Below are 18813 nucleotides of genomic sequence, written 5' to 3'. Positions count from 1 at the left end.
GTCTTGCAAAAGGCCGGCGCCCTTTTTCGTTGCGGCTTCAGCGCGCGGCCACGTCCAGGTCGTAAGTGACCCAGGCCGTGGCCTGCGCCAGCTGGTCATATAGATGCCTGGCCACGGCATTGTCTTGGGCCGTGATCCAGCGCAGCACGGGCCAGCCGCGCTGGCGCGCGATCGCCGCGACCGCGTCGATCAGCAGGCGCCCGATGCCCAGCCCCCGGTGCGCGGGCGGCACGAAGAGGTCGTCGAGAAAACCCACATCCTTGCCCAGCAGCGGCTCGGAAAACGAACGGTAATGGGCCAGGCCCACAAGCTCGCCGCGCCGCACTGCCACCAGGCCTTCGACGCGCCGCTCGCGGCCCATCAGCCAGCGCCAGGTGGCGTCGAGCACCGCGTCATTCATGGGCACCTCATAGAACGCCGCGTAGCCGCGGTAAAGCCGCTCCCACGCAAGCCTGTCGCCCGCCGCAAGGGCGCGCACGCTGACCGTACCCTCATTCATTGACCATCCCTCCTGAATCGATGTTCACCACAGGGGCGCGAGCGCCGGCGGCCCCGCATGCGAGGGAAAGCGCGGCAGCACTTCCTCGGCCAGCTCCTGAATCACTTCCGCGGCCGGGCGCTGCGAGAACTGGATGCCCAGCGCCGCATGATTGACGCCCGCGCGCTGCCATTCCTCGAGCAGCGCAATCAAGCCCTTGCGACCGGTGCGCAGCACGAAGCCGCCGCGCAGCGGCGTGCGCGGGTGATCGGGATCATCCACCAGATCCAGCCACTCATTGGTCATGTGCGGCCGGAATCCGCCGTCGGGAATCAGCGCGCGCCAGGCAGCGATCTTCTGCGCCAGGCGCAGCGGCCCCTGCGGCACATGGGTGGCTTCGGGATAGGTCAGCCAACCGTCGGCCTGGGCCGCGATCCAGTCGAGCGATTGACCCGACGAACTGGTGACGACCAAGGGAATGGCGCGGTTCACGGGCTTGGGCAGCAGCGCGGCGGCGTCGATGCGGCCCAGCGGCGAATCGATGGCCGGACTGTCGGCACGCAGCAGATCGCGAAAATACCCGACCGACTGCGCGAAGCGCGCGCCGCGCTCGGAGTGTTCTATGCCATAGGCCGGAAACTCGGCCGGGCGGTCACCCGATGCAATGCCCAGCACCAGCCGCCCGCCCGACAGCTGGTCTATGGTCGCCGACGCCTTGGCCAGATCTATGGGATGGCGCAGCGAAAAGATCGCGCTGCCGGTCGCCAGCGCCAAGCGCTGGGTGCGCGCCGCGAGAAATGCCAGATAGGTGAACGCATCGAACACCTGCCCGGCATCGCCGAACGCCGGGTCGAACAGCGGCACGTCGCGCACCCATACGGCGGCAAAGCCCTGGCGGTCGATCTCCGCCACCAGGTCTGCCTGCCCGGCAAGCACCCGCATGTCGCCCGCGTAAAAGCGCAGCGGCAGGAAGATGCCCAGCGTCAGTTGATCGGGTGCAAACATCCGGCGGTAGCCGGGATGGGCTGAAAAGGCCGGATAGGACGCTCCGGCGGACGACGCAATGGAAGTCATGGCCTTCATGCGCCGGTCGCCGGTGCGGGCAGCGTCACGCCCTTGCGCACCGCGGGCCGGGCGGCAACACGCTCATGCCAGGCGCTCAGGTGGCGGTGGTGACTGAAATCGAAATCGATGATGCGGGCGATATGCGTCCAGCCGAAGTGGGCGATATCGGCGATGGAGAACGCGTCGCCCGCCAGGAAGCGATGGCTGGCCAGATGCTGGTCCAGCGTGGCGAACGCTTCGTCGGTGAGCCGACGATAGCGCTCTATTGCCTCGGCGTTGGGGTGGGCGGCAAACAGCTCGAAATGCACGCGCTGGCCTATCAGCGGCCCGACGCTCGCGGCGTGGAACACCAGCCACTGCAGCGCCTGCCAGCGCGCCTGGGGCGCGCTCGGCAACAGTCGCCCTGTCTTCTCGGCCAGATAAAGCAGGATGGCCGCGGACTCGAACAGCGTAATGCCTGGGGCGGCATCCACCAGCACGGGAATGCGGCCATGCGGATTGAGTCGCAGAAAGTCGGGCTCGCGCTGCGCCCCTTGGTCGATGCGCACATGGTGCAGGGTATAGGGCAGGCCCAATTCCTCGAGTGCAATGGTGATCTTGAAACCATTGGGAGAGCTGTCGGTATAAAGCTGGATAGGCGATCCGGCCATCAAATGATTCATGCGTACGCTCTTATAAATGTAGATAAACTAAATCAACTACTTGCTTCACAAGCGCCTTAATATTAGTTTTCTCATTTGCAGAATGGAAACGATCATTTCTTCTCCATGGATTCAGAAAAACTAAATTCAATGACGGCCGCACTACCGCTGCTTGCGCTGCGCGCCTTCGTCGAAGTCGGTCAGCGCGGCAGCATCAAGGCCGCGGCCCAGGCACTGCACGTGACCTCCGGCGCGGTCAGCCAGCAGATCCGGTTGCTCGAAGACCGGGTCGGCGTGCCGCTGTTCACGCGCGAGCGCCAGGGCCTGCGGCTCACCGAGGCCGGCGCAAGCGTCCACCCTGCCCTGCTTCAGGCCTTTGCGCAGATGGCCCAGGCCATGCAATCGCTACAGCAGACCCAGGCCAGGCCCACGCTCACTGTGAGCACGGTGGCGACATTTGCGGCTTCATGGCTGGTGCCGCGGCTGGGCCGGTTCACCCAGCGCCATCCCGGCATCGAAGTGCGGGTCGAAGCGACTTCGGCCCTGGTCGACATGCGCCAGGGCCGGGTCGATGTCGCGCTGCGCCATGGCCTGGGCGTCTACCCTGGGCTCGATGTCACGCGACTGATGGCGCCCGTGCTGGTGCCTGTGGCCCGCCCCGGCCTCGTAGACACAGACAACCCACTGACGGCGCCTGGAGACTGCCTGGGCTACCCGCTGCTGCACGATGGCGATCGCGCCGACTGGCCGCTGTGGTTCGCCGCGCATGGCGTGGCACCAGACGCGCGCGCCGAACGCGGCACGGCATTCGAAGATGACTTCCTGCTGATACGCGCGGCCGAAGCCGGCCAGGGCCTGGCACTGGTGCCGCAGGAATATGCGAGAGATGAGATCGCCGCGGGCCGGCTGGTGCAGGTGCTCGACAAGCCCTGGCCCGCGCGCTTTGCCTATTACGCGGTCACGCCGGCCCAGGCCAGGCAGCGGCCCGAAGTTCAGGCCTTTGTCGACTGGGTGCTGGAAGAAGCCCAAAGTCCGGGCTGACGCCCATGCCGCCTTACCGGCTCGTAGCTAGGCGCAGCCCCAGCGCCACCAGCGCCGCACCCATCAGCGCGTCGATGGGGCGGCGTATGCGCATGTAGACGCTGCGCACACCGTCAACCGAGAAGAATGCGGCCAGCAAGCCCAGCCACAAGGCCGTGATGGCGCCCACCAGCCCCACGACGGTGAGATACACCCACGCAGGCGCACCAACGGGCAGCAGCGTCACGAACAGGGTCGCGAAAAACGTCGCCGTCTTGGGATTGGTCAGGCCCACCAGCAGCCCGCGCCGCCAGGCCTGGCCTGCACTGCCCACCGCTGCCTTGGCAATGGCGCCGTCGGCCGGCGCCTTGCGCAGCGCGCCCAGCAGCATGCGAATGCCCAGATACACAAGATAGGCCGCGCCCGCGATGCGAATGAATTCATAAAGCCAGAACATCTCCTGGATCAGCAGGCCGAAGCCGAGAATGGCCAGGCTCGCCCACAGGATGACGGCGCAGGCAATGCCCAGGCCCAAGAACACGCCCGCGCGCCGGTCCTGCAGCGAATGCGAGGTGACCGCCACGAAGTCGGGGCCGGGGCTGGCACAGCCCAGAAGAATGATGCCGGAAAGCGTGATCAGTTGAGGCAGGTAGTCCATGGGTTCTCCACGAGGCAGCGCCAAAGCATACCCTGCCCTACACGTCCATCAACCGTGGCGCTTGACCCATTCCACGTAGCGGTGCAGCCAAGCCTGGAAGAAATCATGGCTGGCCTTGCCAATCGTGCCGTCGTCGTTGAACAGCCCGTCCTTGGCCTGGATGAACATTTCGGGCTGGCCCAGCAACGGCACATCAAGATAGGCCAGTACATTGCGCAGATGCTGCTGCGCCAGCGCCGTGCCCGTGGCACCGACCGAAACGCCCAGCACCGCACCCGGCTTGCCGGCCCAGACGCTCTGGCCGTAAGGGCGCGAGCCCTGGTCCAGCGCGTTCTTGAGCACGCCGGGAATCGAGCGGTTGTATTCGGGTGTCAGAAACAGCAGCGCCTTGGCATTGGCGATCTGCGCGCGAAAGCGCTTCACGGCTTCGACCTCGTTGCCGTCGGCGTCCTGGTTGTACAGCGGCAAGGTATCGATCGCGATTTCCTCGAAACTGAAACCTTCGGGCGCCATGCGTGCAATCGCCTGTCCGAGCTTGCGGTTGAAAGAATCCTTGCGCAAGCTGCCGACGATGACAGCGACCTGGTATTGGCTCATGAAAACTCCTCGCTTCAAAAACAAAAAGGGCTTCCTATTATGGAAGCCCTCGTCAGCCAGGTCCGTGGGCAACGTCCTACATGAAGCGACATGCCGACGGGCCCTGCGCGATCACTGCAGGAATGCAGGCTTGGCGTAGCCCTGGAACTTGCTGTCGACCACGGCCTTGTACTCGTTCGAGCGGTAGGCGGCTTCGAGGTCCTTGGCCCAGGCCGAGTCCTTGTCGGCGCGCTTGACCGCAACCACGTTCAGGTAGTGGTCAGGCGTCTTTTCGAGCTTGACGGCTTCGGTCAGCTTGAGGCCCGAGGAAATCGCGAAGTTGCCGTTGATGATCGCGTACTCGGTGTCGCCGATGGAGCGCGGCAGTTGCGCGGCTTCGAGCGGAATGAACTTGAGCTTGCGCGGGTTCTCGACCAGGTCCTTTTCCGATGCGCGCAGCGGATCGATGCCGGGCTTGATCTTCACCAGTTGGTTCTGTTCGAGCAGCACCAGTGCGCGCGCCAGATTGCTCGGGTCGTTGGGCAGCGTCACGCGGTCGCCGCTCTTGGCTTCTTCCAGCGTCTTGCGCTTGTTCGAGTACACGCCCAGGGGCGCGATCGGGCCTTGCACCAGCTCGACGATGTCGAGCTTCTGGTCGGCCGCGAACTTCTGCAGATAGACGCGGTGCTGGAAGAAGTTCGCGTCCAGCGAACCCTGGGCCAGTGCCAGGTTGGGCTGGACGTAATCGTTGAATTCCACCAGCTTGACCTTGTAGCCCTTCTTTTCGAGCAGGGGCACGATGCCTTGCTTGAGCTGGTCGATGTTCGAGCCGGCGGTTCCGCCGATGACCAGTTCCTTCTTGGACTGGGCCTGCACGGGCGCCGTCAGGCCGACAAGAGTCACTGCAGCCACGGCAGCTGCCAGCAGGGAACGACGCACAACGGAATTCTTCATCACAAACCTCTTTCCAAAAGAGAAACAACGCAGAAAAAATACGGCCGCCTGGCGGCCAGGAAAAACGTTTCGCCGGCTCAGCCGCGCTTGTCGAGGCGCCGCGCGGCGGTGTTGCCGACAAATTGCAGGATTTGCACCAGCACCACCAGAATGGTCACGGTCAGCACCATCACATCGGTCTGGAAACGGTAGTAGCCGTAACGAATGGCCAGATCGCCGATGCCGCCGCCGCCGACCACGCCCGCAATCGCCGAATACGACAGGAAACTCACGGCCAGCACGGTCAGCGCCAGCACCAGGCCCGAACGTGCTTCGACCACCAGCACGCGCCAGACGATCTGCAGCTCGGATGCGCCCATCGCATGCGCGGCTTCGATCACGCCGCGCGGCACTTCACGCAGGCACTGATCGACCAGGCGCGCGAAATACGGAATCGCCGCGATCGACAGCGGCACGGCCGCGGCCAGCGGGCCTATCGACGTACCCGCGATCACGCGCGTGAACGGCACCAGCGCCACCAGCAAGATGATGAAAGGGAAAGAGCGCACCGTGTTCACGATCCAGTTGAGCACGATGAACGCCGGCTTGTTGTCCAGCGACTGGCCGGGGCCCAGTAGAAACAGCAGCACGCCCAGCGGCCCGCCGAGAACGACCGCGGCCGTCAGGCCAATGCCCAGCATCAACGCGGTCTGGCCCAGGGCCAGCCACAGTTCGGGAAGAATGGCGGCGATGTTTTCAGACATGGTGCAGCTCCTGGGCTGCAGCCGCAGCGGACGATGAGGAAACGGATGGCGGCGAAGACTCTGCGCTCCAGCGGGCCTCGCGGGCCGTGCGCGCGCGCAGTTCTTCGATTTCCTGGCCCAGCGCCGTGCTGCGTGCCGCGCTAGGGCCTTGCAGCGAGAACTGTTCGACCAGATGGCCGCCTTCGATGATGGCCACTTCGCTGCACAGCACTTCGACCACCGACAGCTCGTGCGTCACGATGACGATGGTCACGCCGGTCTTTTGCTGAATGTCGCGCAGCGTTTCAAGCAGCGAGCGCGTGGTTTCGCTGTCGAGCGCCGAAGTCGGCTCATCGCACAGCAGCACCTGGGGGCGCGGCGCGAGCGCCCGGGCAATCGCCACGCGCTGCTTCTGGCCGCCTGAAAGCTGCGCCGGATAGCTGCCTATTTTTTCGGACAGTCCGACCAGCGCCAGGCATTCGCGCACGCGCGCATCGATCTGCGCGCGCGACAGGCCGCCATGGATCTTCAGCGGAAAGGCCACGTTGTCGAACACGCTGGCGTTCTGCAGCAGGTTGAACTGCTGGAAGATCATGCCGATGTTCTGGCGCGCTTCACGCAGTTCGCGCCGGCTCAGTTGGGTCAGCTCGCGCCCGGCGACGATGACTTCACCCGCATCGGGGCGCTCAAGCAAATTGATGAGGCGCAGCAGCGTCGATTTGCCCGCGCCGCTCTTGCCTATCAGACCAAAGATCTCGCCCTGGCGCACATCCAGCGTGACCGATTTGACGGCCTCGAACAGGCCGCCGTCGGCCGTGGTGAATTTCTTCTGTACATCGCGCAAGCGGATGATCGGCGGTCTCTGGACCGAATCTGCGGTGTTCTGGCTCATGCAATCACATTGTTGAAAACTGAACCGCCGGAACCGGGGAGTCAGCGGCTTGCGCCTGTCGTCAAGGGTCCGATGCCGGGGCGGGCAAGCGCAGATTGCGCGTCGCGAACCTGGGCTCTCAATACGCCATTCGCTGACATGGGAATGACACGAAGTGTGACGCCATCCCCGAAATTCACCAACGAATTTAAAAGCGCATGCTTATGCATTTTTACTAATAAAGAGCGTGGATGCAATGCAGGCAAGCCCCAGGATCGCGCATGAAAAAAGCCAGTGCGGCGCAAGGCGGCACTGGCTTTTCGCTGCGCGCCCTTGCGGGCGCTGGGCGCAATTTAGAACGCGGGAACGACCGAACCCTTGAACTGGGTCTCGATGAACTGGCGCACTTCAGGCGATTGGTAGACCTTGATCAGCTTGGCCACCCAGGGCTGGTTCTTGTCGGCGTCACGCACGACCAGAATGTTGACGTAGGGGTTCTTGGCGCTTTCCTGGGCGATCGAATCCGTCTTGGGGTTCAGGCCGGCCGAAATCGCGAAGTTGGTGTTGATTGCCGAAGCATCGAGGTCGTCGAGCGAACGCGGCAGTTGTGCGGCGTCGAGTTCGACAAACTTGAGCTTCTTGGGGTTGGACACCACGTCCAGCGGCGTGGCCTTGAGGCCTGCGCCTTCCTTGAGCTTGATCAGGCCCTGGGCCTGCAGCAGCAGCAGCACGCGGCCGCCATTGGTCGGGTCGTTGGGGATGCCGAACTTCGCGCCCTGGGGCAGGTCGGCGAGCTTCTTGACCTTCTTCGAGTACAGACCGATGGGGAAGTTGACCGTATCGGCCACGCGCACCAGCTTGTAGCCGCGGTCCTTGACCTGGGCATCGAGGTAAGGCAGATGCTGGTAGCTGTTGGCATCGAGATCGCCTGCGGCCAGCGCGGCATTGGGCTGGATGTAATCGCCGAACTCGACCACCTGGATCTTCAGGCCCTGCTTCTCGGCGACCTGTTTGACCTGCTCGAAAATCTGCGCGTGGGGGCCGGCAGTGACGCCGATCTTGATCGATGTCTTGTCCTGGGCCACGGCGGCCAGAGGAGCTGCCAGGGCCAGGCCCAAAGCCAAAGTGGTCTGCAAAAGTTGGCGCTTGTTCACGGAATGCCTTCAATCAAAAAATTCGGAATGAAAGCACTGTACGCGCAAACCCTAGCGAATTTTTCAAATAAATAATCAGCTGCTTATTCCCAAATCGAATAAGCAAGCGTCATTCTTCATGCGCAGCCTCATGCCCGCCCTGACCCGACAGCACCTGGCGCTGCTTGTGTTCCACATGGTAGGCGGTGAGCACCTGGTGGGCAATCGCGTCCAACGCCGGGTGAACGATGCCTTGCTTGTCTGTCCAGACCTTGGGTGTGATCGGCCCGGCGATAGCGATCGCATCGCCTTCACGCAAGGCTTCGAGCGCGGCGCAGGGCGCGGCATCGAACGCAATCACGTTGACGAACAAATTCTCGCCATCGCCGCATTCGGCGCGCATGCGCGCAACCATGAAAGGCTTGCCCGTCTTGCTGGTGCGCTGCTCGGGCGTGCCGTAAAGACGCCCGGCTATCAATCCATCCATCATGGTCGTACCTTTGTTGGTTGAGACACAGCCATGCTGCGCCAAAAACGGCGGAAAAACAAAAAAGGGTCAGCAGAAAAACTGCTGACCCTTTTTGGGGATTATGGTCGGCGAGAAAGGATTCGAACCTTCGACCCCTTGCACCCCATGCAAGTGCGCTACCAGGCTGCGCTACACGCCGACGAGAATTGAATTATATACCGGAAAATTCGCTCATACAGACAACAGCTCACGAATTTGCAAAAGCTCCTGGCGTACCGCCAGGGAATCGAGCGCCAGCACTGCGCCCTCGCCCGGCACCTGGTCATGCCAGTCGGCGGAAACCAACTCGAAGCCGTCGACATCCGACTCTTCCGCACCCGCTTCGCGCAGCCGGGCACGCGCGCCCTGGATGGTGAAGCCCTGGTCGTACAGCAGCTCACGGATGCGGCGAATCATCAGCAGTTCGTGGTGCTGGTAATAGCGCCGATTGCCGCGGCGCTTGACCGGGCGCAGGTGGGTGAACTCCTGCTCCCAATAGCGCAGCACATGCGGCTTGACGCCGCACAACTGCGCCACCTCACCGATGGTGAAGTAGCGTTTGGCCGGAATCGGCGGAAGCGGAATTCCCTGGGACATCGGATGCATCTCCAATCATCAACCTGACAAGGCTACCGCAGCCACCGCCCTGCCGCCATGCGCAATCGCCCTGCCCGCGCAAAGGCATGCGCTGGCGACCGATCAGGCGACCGATGCGGACGTCTCACCGCTCTGGATCTGTTCCTTGAGCTTGGTGCTCGCATGGAACGTCACCACGCGGCGCGCCTGGATGGGGATCAATTCGCCGGTGCGCGGATTGCGTCCCGGACGCGGCGCCTTGGTGCGGATCTGGAAGTTGCCGAAGCCCGAGAGCTTCACATCATCGCCTTCGACCAGGCTTTGCGACACCAGATCGAAGAACGCATCCACCATTTCCTTGGACTCGCGCTTGTTCAGGCCGATCTGGTCGAACAGCAAATCCGCTAGCTGGGCCTTGGTCAGCGCGGGGCTGTCCAGGCTTTCAATCGCCAATTCCATGGCAGACCCCTTGTCGTCGGAAAAAACAGCCAAATCGATCACCCGCGCAGGCGTGCGCCGCAGCGCGCCACCAGTTGCTCGATCACGGCTGCCATCGCGGCCTCGATCTCGGCTTCGGTCAGGCTGGCGGTGTCGCTGCCCAGCAGCAGGCGCACGGCCAGGCTCTTCTCGTTGGGAGCCAGCGCGCCCGGGGCGGCAGTCTCGCCCGCACGCAGCGGCTTGGCACGGAACACATCGAACAGCACGGCAGAACGCAAGACAGTATGCGCCGCAGCCGCCTCGACGGCCGCCATGATTTCACCATGGGTCACCGCTTCGGCGACCACGACGGCGATATCACGCTCGACCGACTGGTGCTTGGCGACCGCGCGGAACTGGGGAACCTGGCGCAGTTGCACGGCGTCGAGTTCGAGTTCGAACATCACGGGTGCCTGCGGCAGCTCCCAGCCCTGGCGCCATTGCGGATGCAGTTCGCCGACGAAGCCGATGGCCTTGCCGCCCAGCAGCACGCGTGCGCAGCGGCCTGGGTGCATGGCGGGGTGCTCAGCCGCTTCGAAGCTCGGACGCAGCGGCGCGAGCAAGGCTTCTACATCGCCCTTGAGGTCGTAGAAATCGACGGCCTGGTCCTTGCGACCCCATTGCAACTGGTCGGCCGGGCCGCAGGCCATGCCGGCGACGCGCATCGGCTGGTCAAAGCCCTGCACCGTGGTGTCGGTGCTCTGCACGCTCGCATCGCGCAGGAACACGCGGCCGAGTTCGAACACGCGCACGCGCTGGGCCTTGCGGTCCAGGTTGAACTTGACGACCTGCAGCAGCGAGCCCAGCAGCGAGCTGCGCATCACGCTCAGGTGGCTGGCGATGGGGTTGAGCAGCTTGATCGGGTTGGGATTGCCGGCCAGCTCGTGCTCCCAGCGCTCTTCGACGAAGCTGAAGTTGATGGTTTCCTGGTAGCCCAGGGCCGCGAGTTCACGGCGCACCGCGAAGCTGCTGCGCTGGTTCTCGGCGCGCAGCTTGGGCGTGATGGGCGCCAGCGGCGGCGTGGTCGGCAGCTGGCCGTAGCCCAGCATGCGCGCGACTTCCTCGATCAGGTCTTCTTCCAGCGCGATGTCGAAGCGGTACGAAGGCGGCGTCACCGTCAGCACGCCCTCGCCCTGCGTCACCGCCAGGCCCAGGCCTTGAAGCGCGTCGGCGCACTGCTGCTGGGTCACGGGCATGCCGATGACCTTGGCGGCGCGCGCCACGCGCAGTTGCACGGGCTGGGGCACGGGCACGTTGACGATCTGGTCGTCGATGGCACCACACTGCGTTTCGGGCGTGCCGCAGATTTCGAGCACCAGTTGCGTGATGCGCTCGATGTGCTCCACCGTGAGGCTAGGGTCCACGCCGCGCTCGAAGCGGTGGCCCGCATCGGTCGAGAAGTTGAAGCGGCGCGAACGGCCGGCGATGGTGCGCGGCCACCAGAAGGCGGCTTCGACATAGATGTGCTGCGTGTCGTCGGACACGGCCGTGGCGTCGCCGCCCATGATGCCGGCCAGCGATTCGATCGCCTGGTCATCGGCGATCACGCCGACCTGAGCATCCACGGTGACCGTGGTGCCATTGAGCAGCTTGAGCTGTTCGCCGGGACGACCCCAGCGCACGTCGAGGCCGCCGTGGATCTTGTCGAGGTCGAAAATATGCGAGGGACGGCCCAGCTCGAACATCACGTAGTTCGAGATGTCGACCAGCGGCGCGACGCTGCGCTGACCGCAGCGGGCCAGGCGGTCGACCATCCAAGCCGGGGTCTTGGCCTGGGTGTTGACGTTGCGGATCACGCGGCCCGAGAAACGGCCGCACAGGTCGGGCGCGCTGATCTTCACGGCCAGGCGGGCGTCGCTGGCAACAGCGGCCGGCGTGAACGTGGGCGCCAGCAAAGGCGCGCCCGTGAGGGCCGCGACTTCGCGCGCGATGCCGTAGACGCTCAGGCAATGCGCCAGATTGGGCGTGAGCTTGAGCGTGAACAGCGTGTCGTCGAGGTTCAGATAGCTGCGGATGTCCTGGCCCAGCGGCGCGTCCAGCGGCAGCTCGAGCAGGCCGCCGTTTTCTTCGGCGAGCTTGAGCTCCTTGGCCGAGCACAGCATGCCGTAGCTTTCGACGCCGCGCAGCTTGCCGATCTTGATCAGGAAAGGCTTGCCGTCGTCGCCCGCAGGCAGCTCGGCGCCGACCGTGGCGCAGGGAATGCGAATGCCCACGCGCGCGTTGGGCGCGCCGCAGACGATGGTCAGCAGCTCGGCCTGGCCCACATCGACCTGGCACACGCGCAGGCGATCGGCATTCGGATGCTGCAAGGCCTCCTTGATTTCACCGACCACGATGCCGGTGAACGGCGGCGCGACGGGAGCGAGCTCCTCGACTTCCAGACCAGCCATGGTCAGGGTGTGCGCGAGTTCGGCGGTGCTCAGGGGCGGGTTGCAGAACGCGCGCAACCAGGATTCAGGGAATTGCATAGTCAGACTCTTTGGCTTCAAACGGGCCTGCGCTCCAGACGCAGGCGCCAACACAGGCGGTGGGTGCTGCAGTTATTGGAACTGCGACAGGAAGCGGACATCGCCGTCGAAGAACAGGCGCAGATCGTTGACACCGTAGCGCAGCATGGTCAGGCGGTCGGGCCCCATGCCGAAGGCAAAGCCGATGTACTTCTCGGGGTCCAGGCCCATGTTGCGCACCACGTTCGGATGCACTTGGCCCGAACCGGCCACTTCCAGCCACTTGCCCGCGAGCGGGCCGGTCTGGAACTGGATGTCGATTTCGGCGCTGGGTTCGGTGAACGGGAAGAAGCTGGGGCGAAAACGCAGCACCAGATCGTCGCTCTCGAAGAACGTGCGGCAGAAATCGGTGAACACCACCTTCAAATCCTTGAAGCTGACGTTCTCGCCTATCCAGATGCCTTCGCACTGGTGGAACATCGGCGAATGCGTGGCATCGCTGTCCACGCGGTAGGTGCGGCCCGGCGCGATCACGCGGATCTCGGGCATGCTCTGGCCCGCGTCGAGCAGGGCCTGGTATTTCTTCACATGCTGCACCGCATAGCGCACCTGCATCGGGCTGGTGTGCGTGCGCAGCAAGTTTGGCGCGGCCTCGGTGCCACCTTCGACGTAGAAGGTGTCGTGCATCGAGCGCGCGGGATGGTCTTCAGGCGTATTGAGCGCGGTGAAGTTGAACCAGTCGGACTCGATTTCGGGGCCGTCGGCCACATCGAAGCCCATCGAGGCAAAAATGCCTTCAATGCGTTCCAGCGTCAGCGACACGGGGTGCAGACCTCCGGCGCCGCGGCGCCGGCCTGGCAGGCTCACGTCCAGCGCTTCGGCCTTGAGTTGGGTTTGCAGTTCGGCATCGGCCAGCGCCTGGCGGCGCGCCGTGAGGGCGGCCTCGATCGCCTGCTTGGCGACGTTGATGGCGGCGCCGCGCGACTTCTTCTCCTCGACGGAAAGCTGCGCCATGCCCTTCATGAGTTCGGTCACACGACCGGACTTGCCCAGGAACTGGGCCTTGGCGTTTTCCAGATCAGCAGGGGTGACGGCTTGCGCAAACAGTTGTTGCGCGCTTTCGACCAGAGAATCCAACTCGTTCATATCGACTCTTGAAAATAAACAAGGGCTAGTGCCTTTTCAAGCTCTAGCCCTTGTTGTTAGTGCATTAGCAGCTACAGGTTATGTAGCTACAGGCCGTGAACTCAAGCAGCCAGCTTGGCCTTGACTTGTTCCACGATGCTGGCGAAAGCAGCCTTGTCGTGCACCGCGATATCGGCCAGCATCTTGCGGTCGATTTCGATCGATGCCTTCTTCAGGCCGTTTGCGAACACGCTGTAGGTCAGACCCAGTTCACGCGCAGCGGCGTTGATACGGGCAATCCACAGCTGACGGAACACGCGCTTCTTGTTACGACGGTCACGGTAGGCATATTGCCCAGCCTTCATTACCGCTTGTTTAGCGATACGGAAGACATTACCGCGGCGACCGCGAAAACCCTTAGCGAGGGCCAGAACTTTTTTGTGACGGGCACGGGCCGTTACACCACGTTTGACGCGAGGCATGTAAGTACTCCTTGTTCGTCAGTTAATTACAAGCCAAAGCCGGGCAGCATTTGTGCGATCGAGCCCATATTGGTCTCGTGCACAGCAACCGCACCACGCAGGTGACGCTTGTTCTTGGTGGTCTTCTTCGTCAAGATGTGACGCTTGAAGGCTTGACCGCGCTTGACGGTGCCACCGGGACGAACGCGGAATCGCTTCTTCGCGCTGCTCTTGGTCTTCATTTTGGGCATGTGAATGCTCCTGTTAATTGTGCTCGTGAGGCGTTCGTACAAAAGAGTACGAACTTGTTGGCCCCGAGCCACTTCTTTGCCAACCATTTCAGGCCAGCCTGTGCAGCAGCGGATGAATCCGCTGCCCCACTCCGCGCCATGGCGTGAACCATGCCGCGCAAAAGAAAAAGTGAGCCTTTACGGCTCACTTTCGCTGCGAGCTAGATTATGCCTCAAGCTGCGGGCGTTGTGGGCGCATCGCCCTGTGCCTTGGCAGGTGCCGGCTTTTTCTTCGCCGGGGCAATCATCATGATCATCTGACGACCTTCGAGCTTGGGGAATTGCTCGACGGCAATCGTGTCGGCCAGGTCATCGCGAATGCGATTGAGCAGGGCCAGACCCAAGTTCTGGTGCGTGATTTCGCGACCGCGAAAACGCAGCGTGATCTTGCACTTGTCGCCTTCCGCGAGGAAGCGGCGAATGTTGCGCAACTTGATGTTGTAGTCGCCGTCGTCGGTTCCGGGACGGAATTTGACTTCCTTGATCTCGATAACCGTTTGCTTGGCCTTGGCCTCGGCGGCGCGCTTTTGTTCCTGGTATTTGAACTTGCCGTAGTCCATCAGCCGGCAAACCGGCGGATTGGCTGTAGCGGCGATTTCCACCAGGTCAACGTCCAACTCGCCCGCCATGCGCAGTGCTTCCATGATGGGAACAATGCCGAGGGGCTCGTTTTCTGGGCCGGACAGACGCACTTCAGGCGCCATGATTTCACGGTTGAGGCGGTGCTTGCGCTCCTCACGGTGACGGCGATCGCGAAATTCAGTAGCTATGGTTTTCACCCTTGAATATAAATGGCTACAACAGCGTAGCCTGCTTGCGTGCACTGTGCACGCAAGCCAAAGGCTGACATCTCAGTCAGATCTTGGAGGCGATGTCGCTGGCGACCAATTCAATGAATGCGTCGACTGACATCACGCCGAGGTCTTTGTTGCCCCGGGCGCGCACTGCAACCGCTCCAGCTGCCTTTTCCTTGTCGCCAGCGACGAGGATGTAGGGCAGCTTCTGCAACGAATGCTCGCGTATTTTATACGTAATCTTTTCGTTGCGCAGGTCAGTAACCACGCGAAGGTCTTGACCAGGCAAGGCTTTTCGCAGTTTTTCGGCAATTTCACGACAGTAGTCGCCCTGGGCATCGGTGATGTTGAGCACCGCGGCCTGCACTGGCGCGAGCCAGATTGGCAACGCGCCCGCGTGCTGCTCGATCAGGATACCGATGAAGCGCTCGAGGCTGCCGACGATCGCGCGGTGCAGCATCACGGGGCGATGGCGGTTGCCGTCTTCACCCACGTACTCCGCATCGAGGCGCTCGGGCATCGAGAAGTCGACCTGGATCGTGCCGCACTGCCACTGGCGGCCCAGCGCGTCCTTGAGCGTGTACTCGATCTTGGGGCCGTAGAACGCGCCGTCGCCCGGAGCAATCTCGAACTCGCAGCCCGAAGCGCGCAAGCTCTCCATCAGCGCGGCTTCGGCCTTGTCCCAGCTTTCTTCCGAACCGATGCGCGCCTCGGGACGCGTGGCCAGCTTGTAGATGATGTCGGTGAAACCGAAGTCGGCATAGACCTTCTGCAGCAGCTTGCTGAAAGCCAGCACTTCATCCTGGATCTGGTCTTCGGTACAGAAGATGTGGCCGTCGTCCTGGGTGAAGCCGCGCACGCGCATGATGCCGTGCAGACCGCCCGTGGGTTCGTTGCGGTGGCACTGACCGAATTCACCGTAGCGCAGCGGCAGGTCGCGATAGCTCTTGATGCCCTGGTTGAAGATGATGATGTGGCCGGGGCAGTTCATCGGCTTGAGCGCGTAGTCGCGCTTTTCGCTTTCGGTGACGAACATGCCGTCACGGTACTTGTCCCAGTGGCCGGTCTTTTCCCACAGGCCCTTGTCGAGGATCTGCGGACCCTTGACTTCCTGATAGCCGTTGTCGCGGTAGACGGCGCGCATGTACTGCTCGACCTGCTGCCACAGGGTCCAGCCCTTGGGGTGCCAGAACACCGTGCCGGGCGAATGCTCGTCGATGTGGAACAGGTCGAGTTCGCGACCCAGCTTGCGGTGGTCGCGCTTCTCGGCTTCTTCCAGCATGTGCAGGTATTGCGCCAGCGCTTCCTTGCTGGCCCAGGCCGTGCCGTAGATGCGTTGCAGCATTTCGTTGCGGTGGTCGCCGCGCCAGTAGGCGCCCGCGACCTTCATCAGCTTGAAGAACTTGAGCTTGCCGGTGCTGGGCACGTGGGGGCCGCGGCACAGATCCTCGAAGTTGCCTTCACGGTACAGGCTCACGTCTTCATTGCTGGGGATGCTGGCAATGATTTCGGCCTTGTAGTTCTCGCCCAGGCCCTTGAAATAGGCCACGGCTTCGTCACGCGGCAGCACGCGGCGCACCACAGGCTCGTCCTTGGCGGCGAGTTCGGCCATGCGCTTCTCGATCGCCGCCAGATCTTCGGGCGTGAACGGGCGCTTGTAGGCGAAATCGTAGAAGAAGCCGTTTTCGATCACCGGGCCGATCGTGACCTGGGCATCGGGAAACAGTTCCTTGACCGCATAGGCCAGCAAGTGGGCCGTCGAGTGGCGGATGACTTCCAGGCCGTCGGCGTCCTTGGCCGTGATGATGGCCAGCTGCGCGTCCTGCGCGATCAGGTGGCTGGTATCGACGATCTTGGCGACGTCGCCGGAGCCGATCTTGCCGGCCAGCGCGGCTTTTGCCAGGCCGGTGCCGATGGAAGCGGCAACTTCAGCGACCGTGACCGGGCCGGGATATTCACGTTGGGAGCCATCGGGGAGCGTGATGTGGATCATGGGATTCCTTGTCAAACCTTGTCTGGGGGGATTGGGTGCGCGCCCCTGCCAAAAACAAAAAGCGCGGAACAGGTCCGCGCTTGAGAGGGAGAGAAAGCAAAAATCTCGTGCAGGCGCGAACCGCCGGCCTATCGCAGGCCGGAGAACATCTCCGTGGATGTAGTTCGCGGTGTCATAACCAGATTGCCTTTCTCGCCCTTGTACGTTGAAACAATGTGTTTGCGCGCATTTTACCTCTGCCGCGCAAGACCCGCACAGCTCCCGCGTTGTCAGATTGCCTAAACGATGTGGGCAATCGCCGCGCCCTGCTGCTGGTAGGCACCCAACGCAGCGCGTATGGTGATCGTTCCAGCGCGGTGCGCGGTCACCTGCATCTCCATTTTCATGGCTTCCATGACAGCAATCAGGTCACCGGCCTGCACGGTATCGCCGTCGGCGACCTTCCAGGCATGCACGGTACCGCTCACGGGTGCGGCGACGGCCGTGGCGTCCACGGCAGCGGCTGCTGGCGCATCGGCGGCACGCGCCGCGCCCGACGACAGACCCGCGAGCAAGGCCGTGGGCAGGCCCAGCGTCACGCGCCGGCCGTCGATTTCCATGACCGTGCGCTGCAAGCTGGTGTCGGCCACCGGCGTCACGCGCGCCGCGGCTTCGAGGTCTTGCGCGAAATCGGTCTCGATCCAGCGCGTATGCACCTTGAAGTCCTGCGCCGTCTCGGCGGTGAAGTCGGATTGTTCGAGCACCGCGCGATGGAACGGCAATACCGACGCCACGCCTTCGATGCGGAATTCCTTGAGCGCGCGGCGTGCGCGCACGATCGCCTGCTCGCGCGTCGCGCCGGTCACGATCAGCTTGGCCATCAGCGAGTCGAAGGTGCCGGGAATGATGGAGCCCGTGACCACGCCGGAGTCGACGCGCACGCCAGGACCCGACGGGGCTTCGAACAGCGTGATCGCGCCGGGCGTGGGCACGAAGCCGCGGCCCACGTCTTCGGCGTTGATGCGGAACTCGAGCGCGTGGCCGCGGGGCACCGGCGTCTCGAGCACGCGCAGCGGCAGGCCGTCGGCGATGCGCAGCTGCTCGACGACCAGATCGATGCCCGTGGTCTCTTCGGTCACGGGATGCTCGACCTGCAGTCGGGTGTTCACTTCGAGGAAGGAAATCGCGCCGTTCTGACTCAGCAGGAACTCCACCGTGCCCGCGCCGGTATAGCCCGCGGCTGCGCAGATGTCCTTGGCCGACTGGTGGATGCGCGCGCGCTGCTCATCGCTCAGGAATGGCGCGGGCGCCTCTTCGACCAGCTTCTGATTGCGCCGCTGCAGCGAGCAGTCGCGCGTGCCCAGCACCAGCACATTGCCGTGCTGGTCGGCGAGCACCTGGGCTTCGACATGGCGCGGATGGTCGAGAAACTGTTCCAGAAAGCATTCGCCGCGGCCGAAGGCCGTCACGGCTTCGCGCACCGCCGACTCATACAGCTCGGCCACTTCCTCGAGCTTCCATGCGACCTTGATGCCGCGGCCGCCGCCGCCGAACGCGGCCTTGATCGCCACGGGCAGACCATGCTGCTTGGCGAAATCAATGACTTCCTGCGCATCCTTGACCGGTTCGGCCGTGCCGGCGACCAAAGGCGCGCCGACACTGATCGCGAGCTTGCGCGCCTGGACCTTGTCGCCCAGGCGGCTGATGGCTTGCGGCGAAGGGCCGATCCAGACCAGACCCGCGTCGATCACGGCCTGGGCGAAGGCCGCGCTTTCCGACAGGAAGCCATAGCCCGGATGCACGGCATCGGCGCCGCTCTTGCGCGCGATTTCGAGCAGCTTGGCGATGTGCAGATAGGTGTCGGCAGGACGGTCGCCATCGAGGCCGTAAGCTTCGTCGGCCATGCGCGTGTGCAGCGCATCGATGTCGGCGTCGGCATAGACGGCAACGGACTTCACGCCATAGTCGGCGCAGGCGCGCGCCACGCGCACGGCGATCTCGCCACGGTTCGCAATCAGGACTTTTTTCATCATTTCAATTCTTTA

General features: G+C 63.4%; 20 protein-coding genes and 1 tRNA gene. 1 reads left to right on the top strand and 20 read right to left on the bottom strand.

Features of this window, described 5'->3' with window-relative positions:
• Positions 1-37 precede the first annotated feature (37 nt).
• From KHY18_RS12140 to KHY18_RS12130, 3 genes are read right to left on the bottom strand one after another with little or no spacing between them, the layout of a single operon-like run.
• Positions 38-499 carry a GNAT family N-acetyltransferase gene (locus KHY18_RS12140; protein ID WP_213299907.1) on the bottom strand — a complete coding sequence of 154 codons (462 nt, stop codon included), beginning with the start codon at positions 497-499 and terminating at the stop codon, positions 38-40.
• A gap of 24 nt (positions 500-523) precedes the next feature.
• Positions 524-1561, bottom strand: a complete 1038-nt coding sequence (locus KHY18_RS12135) for an LLM class oxidoreductase (RefSeq protein WP_249729086.1) — start codon at positions 1559-1561, stop codon at positions 524-526.
• Complete coding sequence (locus tag KHY18_RS12130; protein ID WP_249729085.1) at positions 1558-2205, bottom strand: glutathione S-transferase family protein; 648 nt, start codon at positions 2203-2205, stop codon at positions 1558-1560. The genes KHY18_RS12135 and KHY18_RS12130 overlap by 4 nt, the downstream gene beginning before the upstream one ends.
• A gap of 129 nt (positions 2206-2334) precedes the next feature.
• Here KHY18_RS12130 and KHY18_RS12125 point away from each other — a divergent pair, with 129 nt between their 5' ends.
• On the top strand, positions 2335-3225 hold the full coding sequence (locus KHY18_RS12125) for a LysR substrate-binding domain-containing protein (RefSeq protein WP_213299905.1): 891 nt from the start codon (positions 2335-2337) through the stop codon (positions 3223-3225).
• A 13-nt stretch (positions 3226-3238) separates the two neighbouring features.
• Here KHY18_RS12125 and KHY18_RS12120 read toward each other — a convergent pair whose 3' ends face one another.
• The 17 genes from KHY18_RS12120 to KHY18_RS12040 all read right to left on the bottom strand — a co-directional run bounded on the left by KHY18_RS12120 (position 3239) and on the right by KHY18_RS12040 (position 18798).
• Positions 3239-3862, bottom strand: a complete 624-nt coding sequence (locus KHY18_RS12120) for a LysE family translocator (protein WP_213299903.1) — start codon at positions 3860-3862, stop codon at positions 3239-3241.
• Between the two features lie 48 nt (positions 3863-3910).
• Positions 3911-4459 carry an NADPH-dependent FMN reductase gene (locus tag KHY18_RS12115; RefSeq protein WP_213299900.1) on the bottom strand — a complete coding sequence of 183 codons (549 nt, stop codon included), beginning with the start codon at positions 4457-4459 and terminating at the stop codon, positions 3911-3913.
• Between the two features lie 111 nt (positions 4460-4570).
• Positions 4571-5392 (bottom strand): MetQ/NlpA family ABC transporter substrate-binding protein, encoded by an 822-nt coding sequence (locus tag KHY18_RS12110; RefSeq protein WP_213299898.1) that lies wholly within the window; start codon positions 5390-5392, stop codon positions 4571-4573.
• 77 nt (positions 5393-5469) lie between these two features.
• Positions 5470-6135 (bottom strand): methionine ABC transporter permease, encoded by a 666-nt coding sequence (locus tag KHY18_RS12105; RefSeq protein WP_213299895.1) that lies wholly within the window; start codon positions 6133-6135, stop codon positions 5470-5472.
• A complete protein-coding gene (locus KHY18_RS12100; protein ID WP_213299893.1) occupies positions 6128-7006 on the bottom strand; it encodes a methionine ABC transporter ATP-binding protein in 879 nt (292 codons plus the stop codon). The genes KHY18_RS12105 and KHY18_RS12100 overlap by 8 nt, the downstream gene beginning before the upstream one ends.
• Before the next feature lie 332 nt (positions 7007-7338).
• Positions 7339-8139: a MetQ/NlpA family ABC transporter substrate-binding protein gene (locus KHY18_RS12095; protein ID WP_213299891.1), complete on the bottom strand. Its 801-nt coding sequence runs from the start codon at positions 8137-8139 to the stop codon at positions 7339-7341.
• Positions 8140-8248: 109 nt separating this feature from the next.
• Positions 8249-8608 carry a single-stranded DNA-binding protein gene (locus KHY18_RS12090; protein ID WP_213299889.1) on the bottom strand — a complete coding sequence of 120 codons (360 nt, stop codon included), beginning with the start codon at positions 8606-8608 and terminating at the stop codon, positions 8249-8251.
• A gap of 101 nt (positions 8609-8709) precedes the next feature.
• Positions 8710-8786: transfer RNA gene (locus KHY18_RS12085), tRNA-Pro, on the bottom strand.
• 32 nt (positions 8787-8818) lie between these two features.
• On the bottom strand, positions 8819-9223 hold the full coding sequence (locus KHY18_RS12080; RefSeq protein ID WP_213299887.1) for a MerR family transcriptional regulator: 405 nt from the start codon (positions 9221-9223) through the stop codon (positions 8819-8821).
• A gap of 102 nt (positions 9224-9325) precedes the next feature.
• Positions 9326-9661: an integration host factor subunit alpha gene (locus KHY18_RS12075; RefSeq protein WP_213299886.1), complete on the bottom strand. Its 336-nt coding sequence runs from the start codon at positions 9659-9661 to the stop codon at positions 9326-9328.
• A 38-nt stretch (positions 9662-9699) separates the two neighbouring features.
• The gene (gene pheT / locus KHY18_RS12070) at positions 9700-12147 is read right to left on the bottom strand and encodes a phenylalanine--tRNA ligase subunit beta (protein WP_213299884.1); all 2448 of its coding nucleotides are present in this window, start codon (positions 12145-12147) and stop codon (positions 9700-9702) included.
• A 72-nt stretch (positions 12148-12219) separates the two neighbouring features.
• Positions 12220-13272, bottom strand: a complete 1053-nt coding sequence (gene pheS, locus KHY18_RS12065) for a phenylalanine--tRNA ligase subunit alpha (RefSeq protein ID WP_213299882.1) — start codon at positions 13270-13272, stop codon at positions 12220-12222.
• 101 nt (positions 13273-13373) lie between these two features.
• Complete coding sequence (rplT, locus tag KHY18_RS12060; protein WP_213299879.1) at positions 13374-13733, bottom strand: 50S ribosomal protein L20; 360 nt, start codon at positions 13731-13733, stop codon at positions 13374-13376.
• 26 nt (positions 13734-13759) lie between these two features.
• Positions 13760-13963, bottom strand: coding sequence for a 50S ribosomal protein L35 (rpmI, locus tag KHY18_RS12055; RefSeq protein ID WP_175504242.1), 204 nt, complete (start codon positions 13961-13963; stop codon positions 13760-13762).
• A 212-nt stretch (positions 13964-14175) separates the two neighbouring features.
• Complete coding sequence (gene infC, locus KHY18_RS12050; RefSeq protein ID WP_213299876.1) at positions 14176-14781, bottom strand: translation initiation factor IF-3; 606 nt, start codon at positions 14779-14781, stop codon at positions 14176-14178.
• Between the two features lie 76 nt (positions 14782-14857).
• Positions 14858-16789, bottom strand: a complete 1932-nt coding sequence (gene thrS, locus KHY18_RS12045; RefSeq protein ID WP_213299873.1) for a threonine--tRNA ligase — start codon at positions 16787-16789, stop codon at positions 14858-14860.
• 278 nt (positions 16790-17067) lie between these two features.
• Positions 17068-18798 (bottom strand): acetyl/propionyl/methylcrotonyl-CoA carboxylase subunit alpha, encoded by a 1731-nt coding sequence (locus KHY18_RS12040; RefSeq protein ID WP_213299986.1) that lies wholly within the window; start codon positions 18796-18798, stop codon positions 17068-17070.
• Positions 18799-18813 lie beyond the last annotated feature (15 nt).

Source organism: Acidovorax sp. CCYZU-2555 (assembly GCF_018413525.1).
In the GTDB taxonomy this organism is placed as follows: Bacteria; Pseudomonadota; Gammaproteobacteria; order Burkholderiales; family Burkholderiaceae_C; genus Comamonas.
This window is presented reverse-complemented; position numbering and strand designations above follow the sequence as displayed.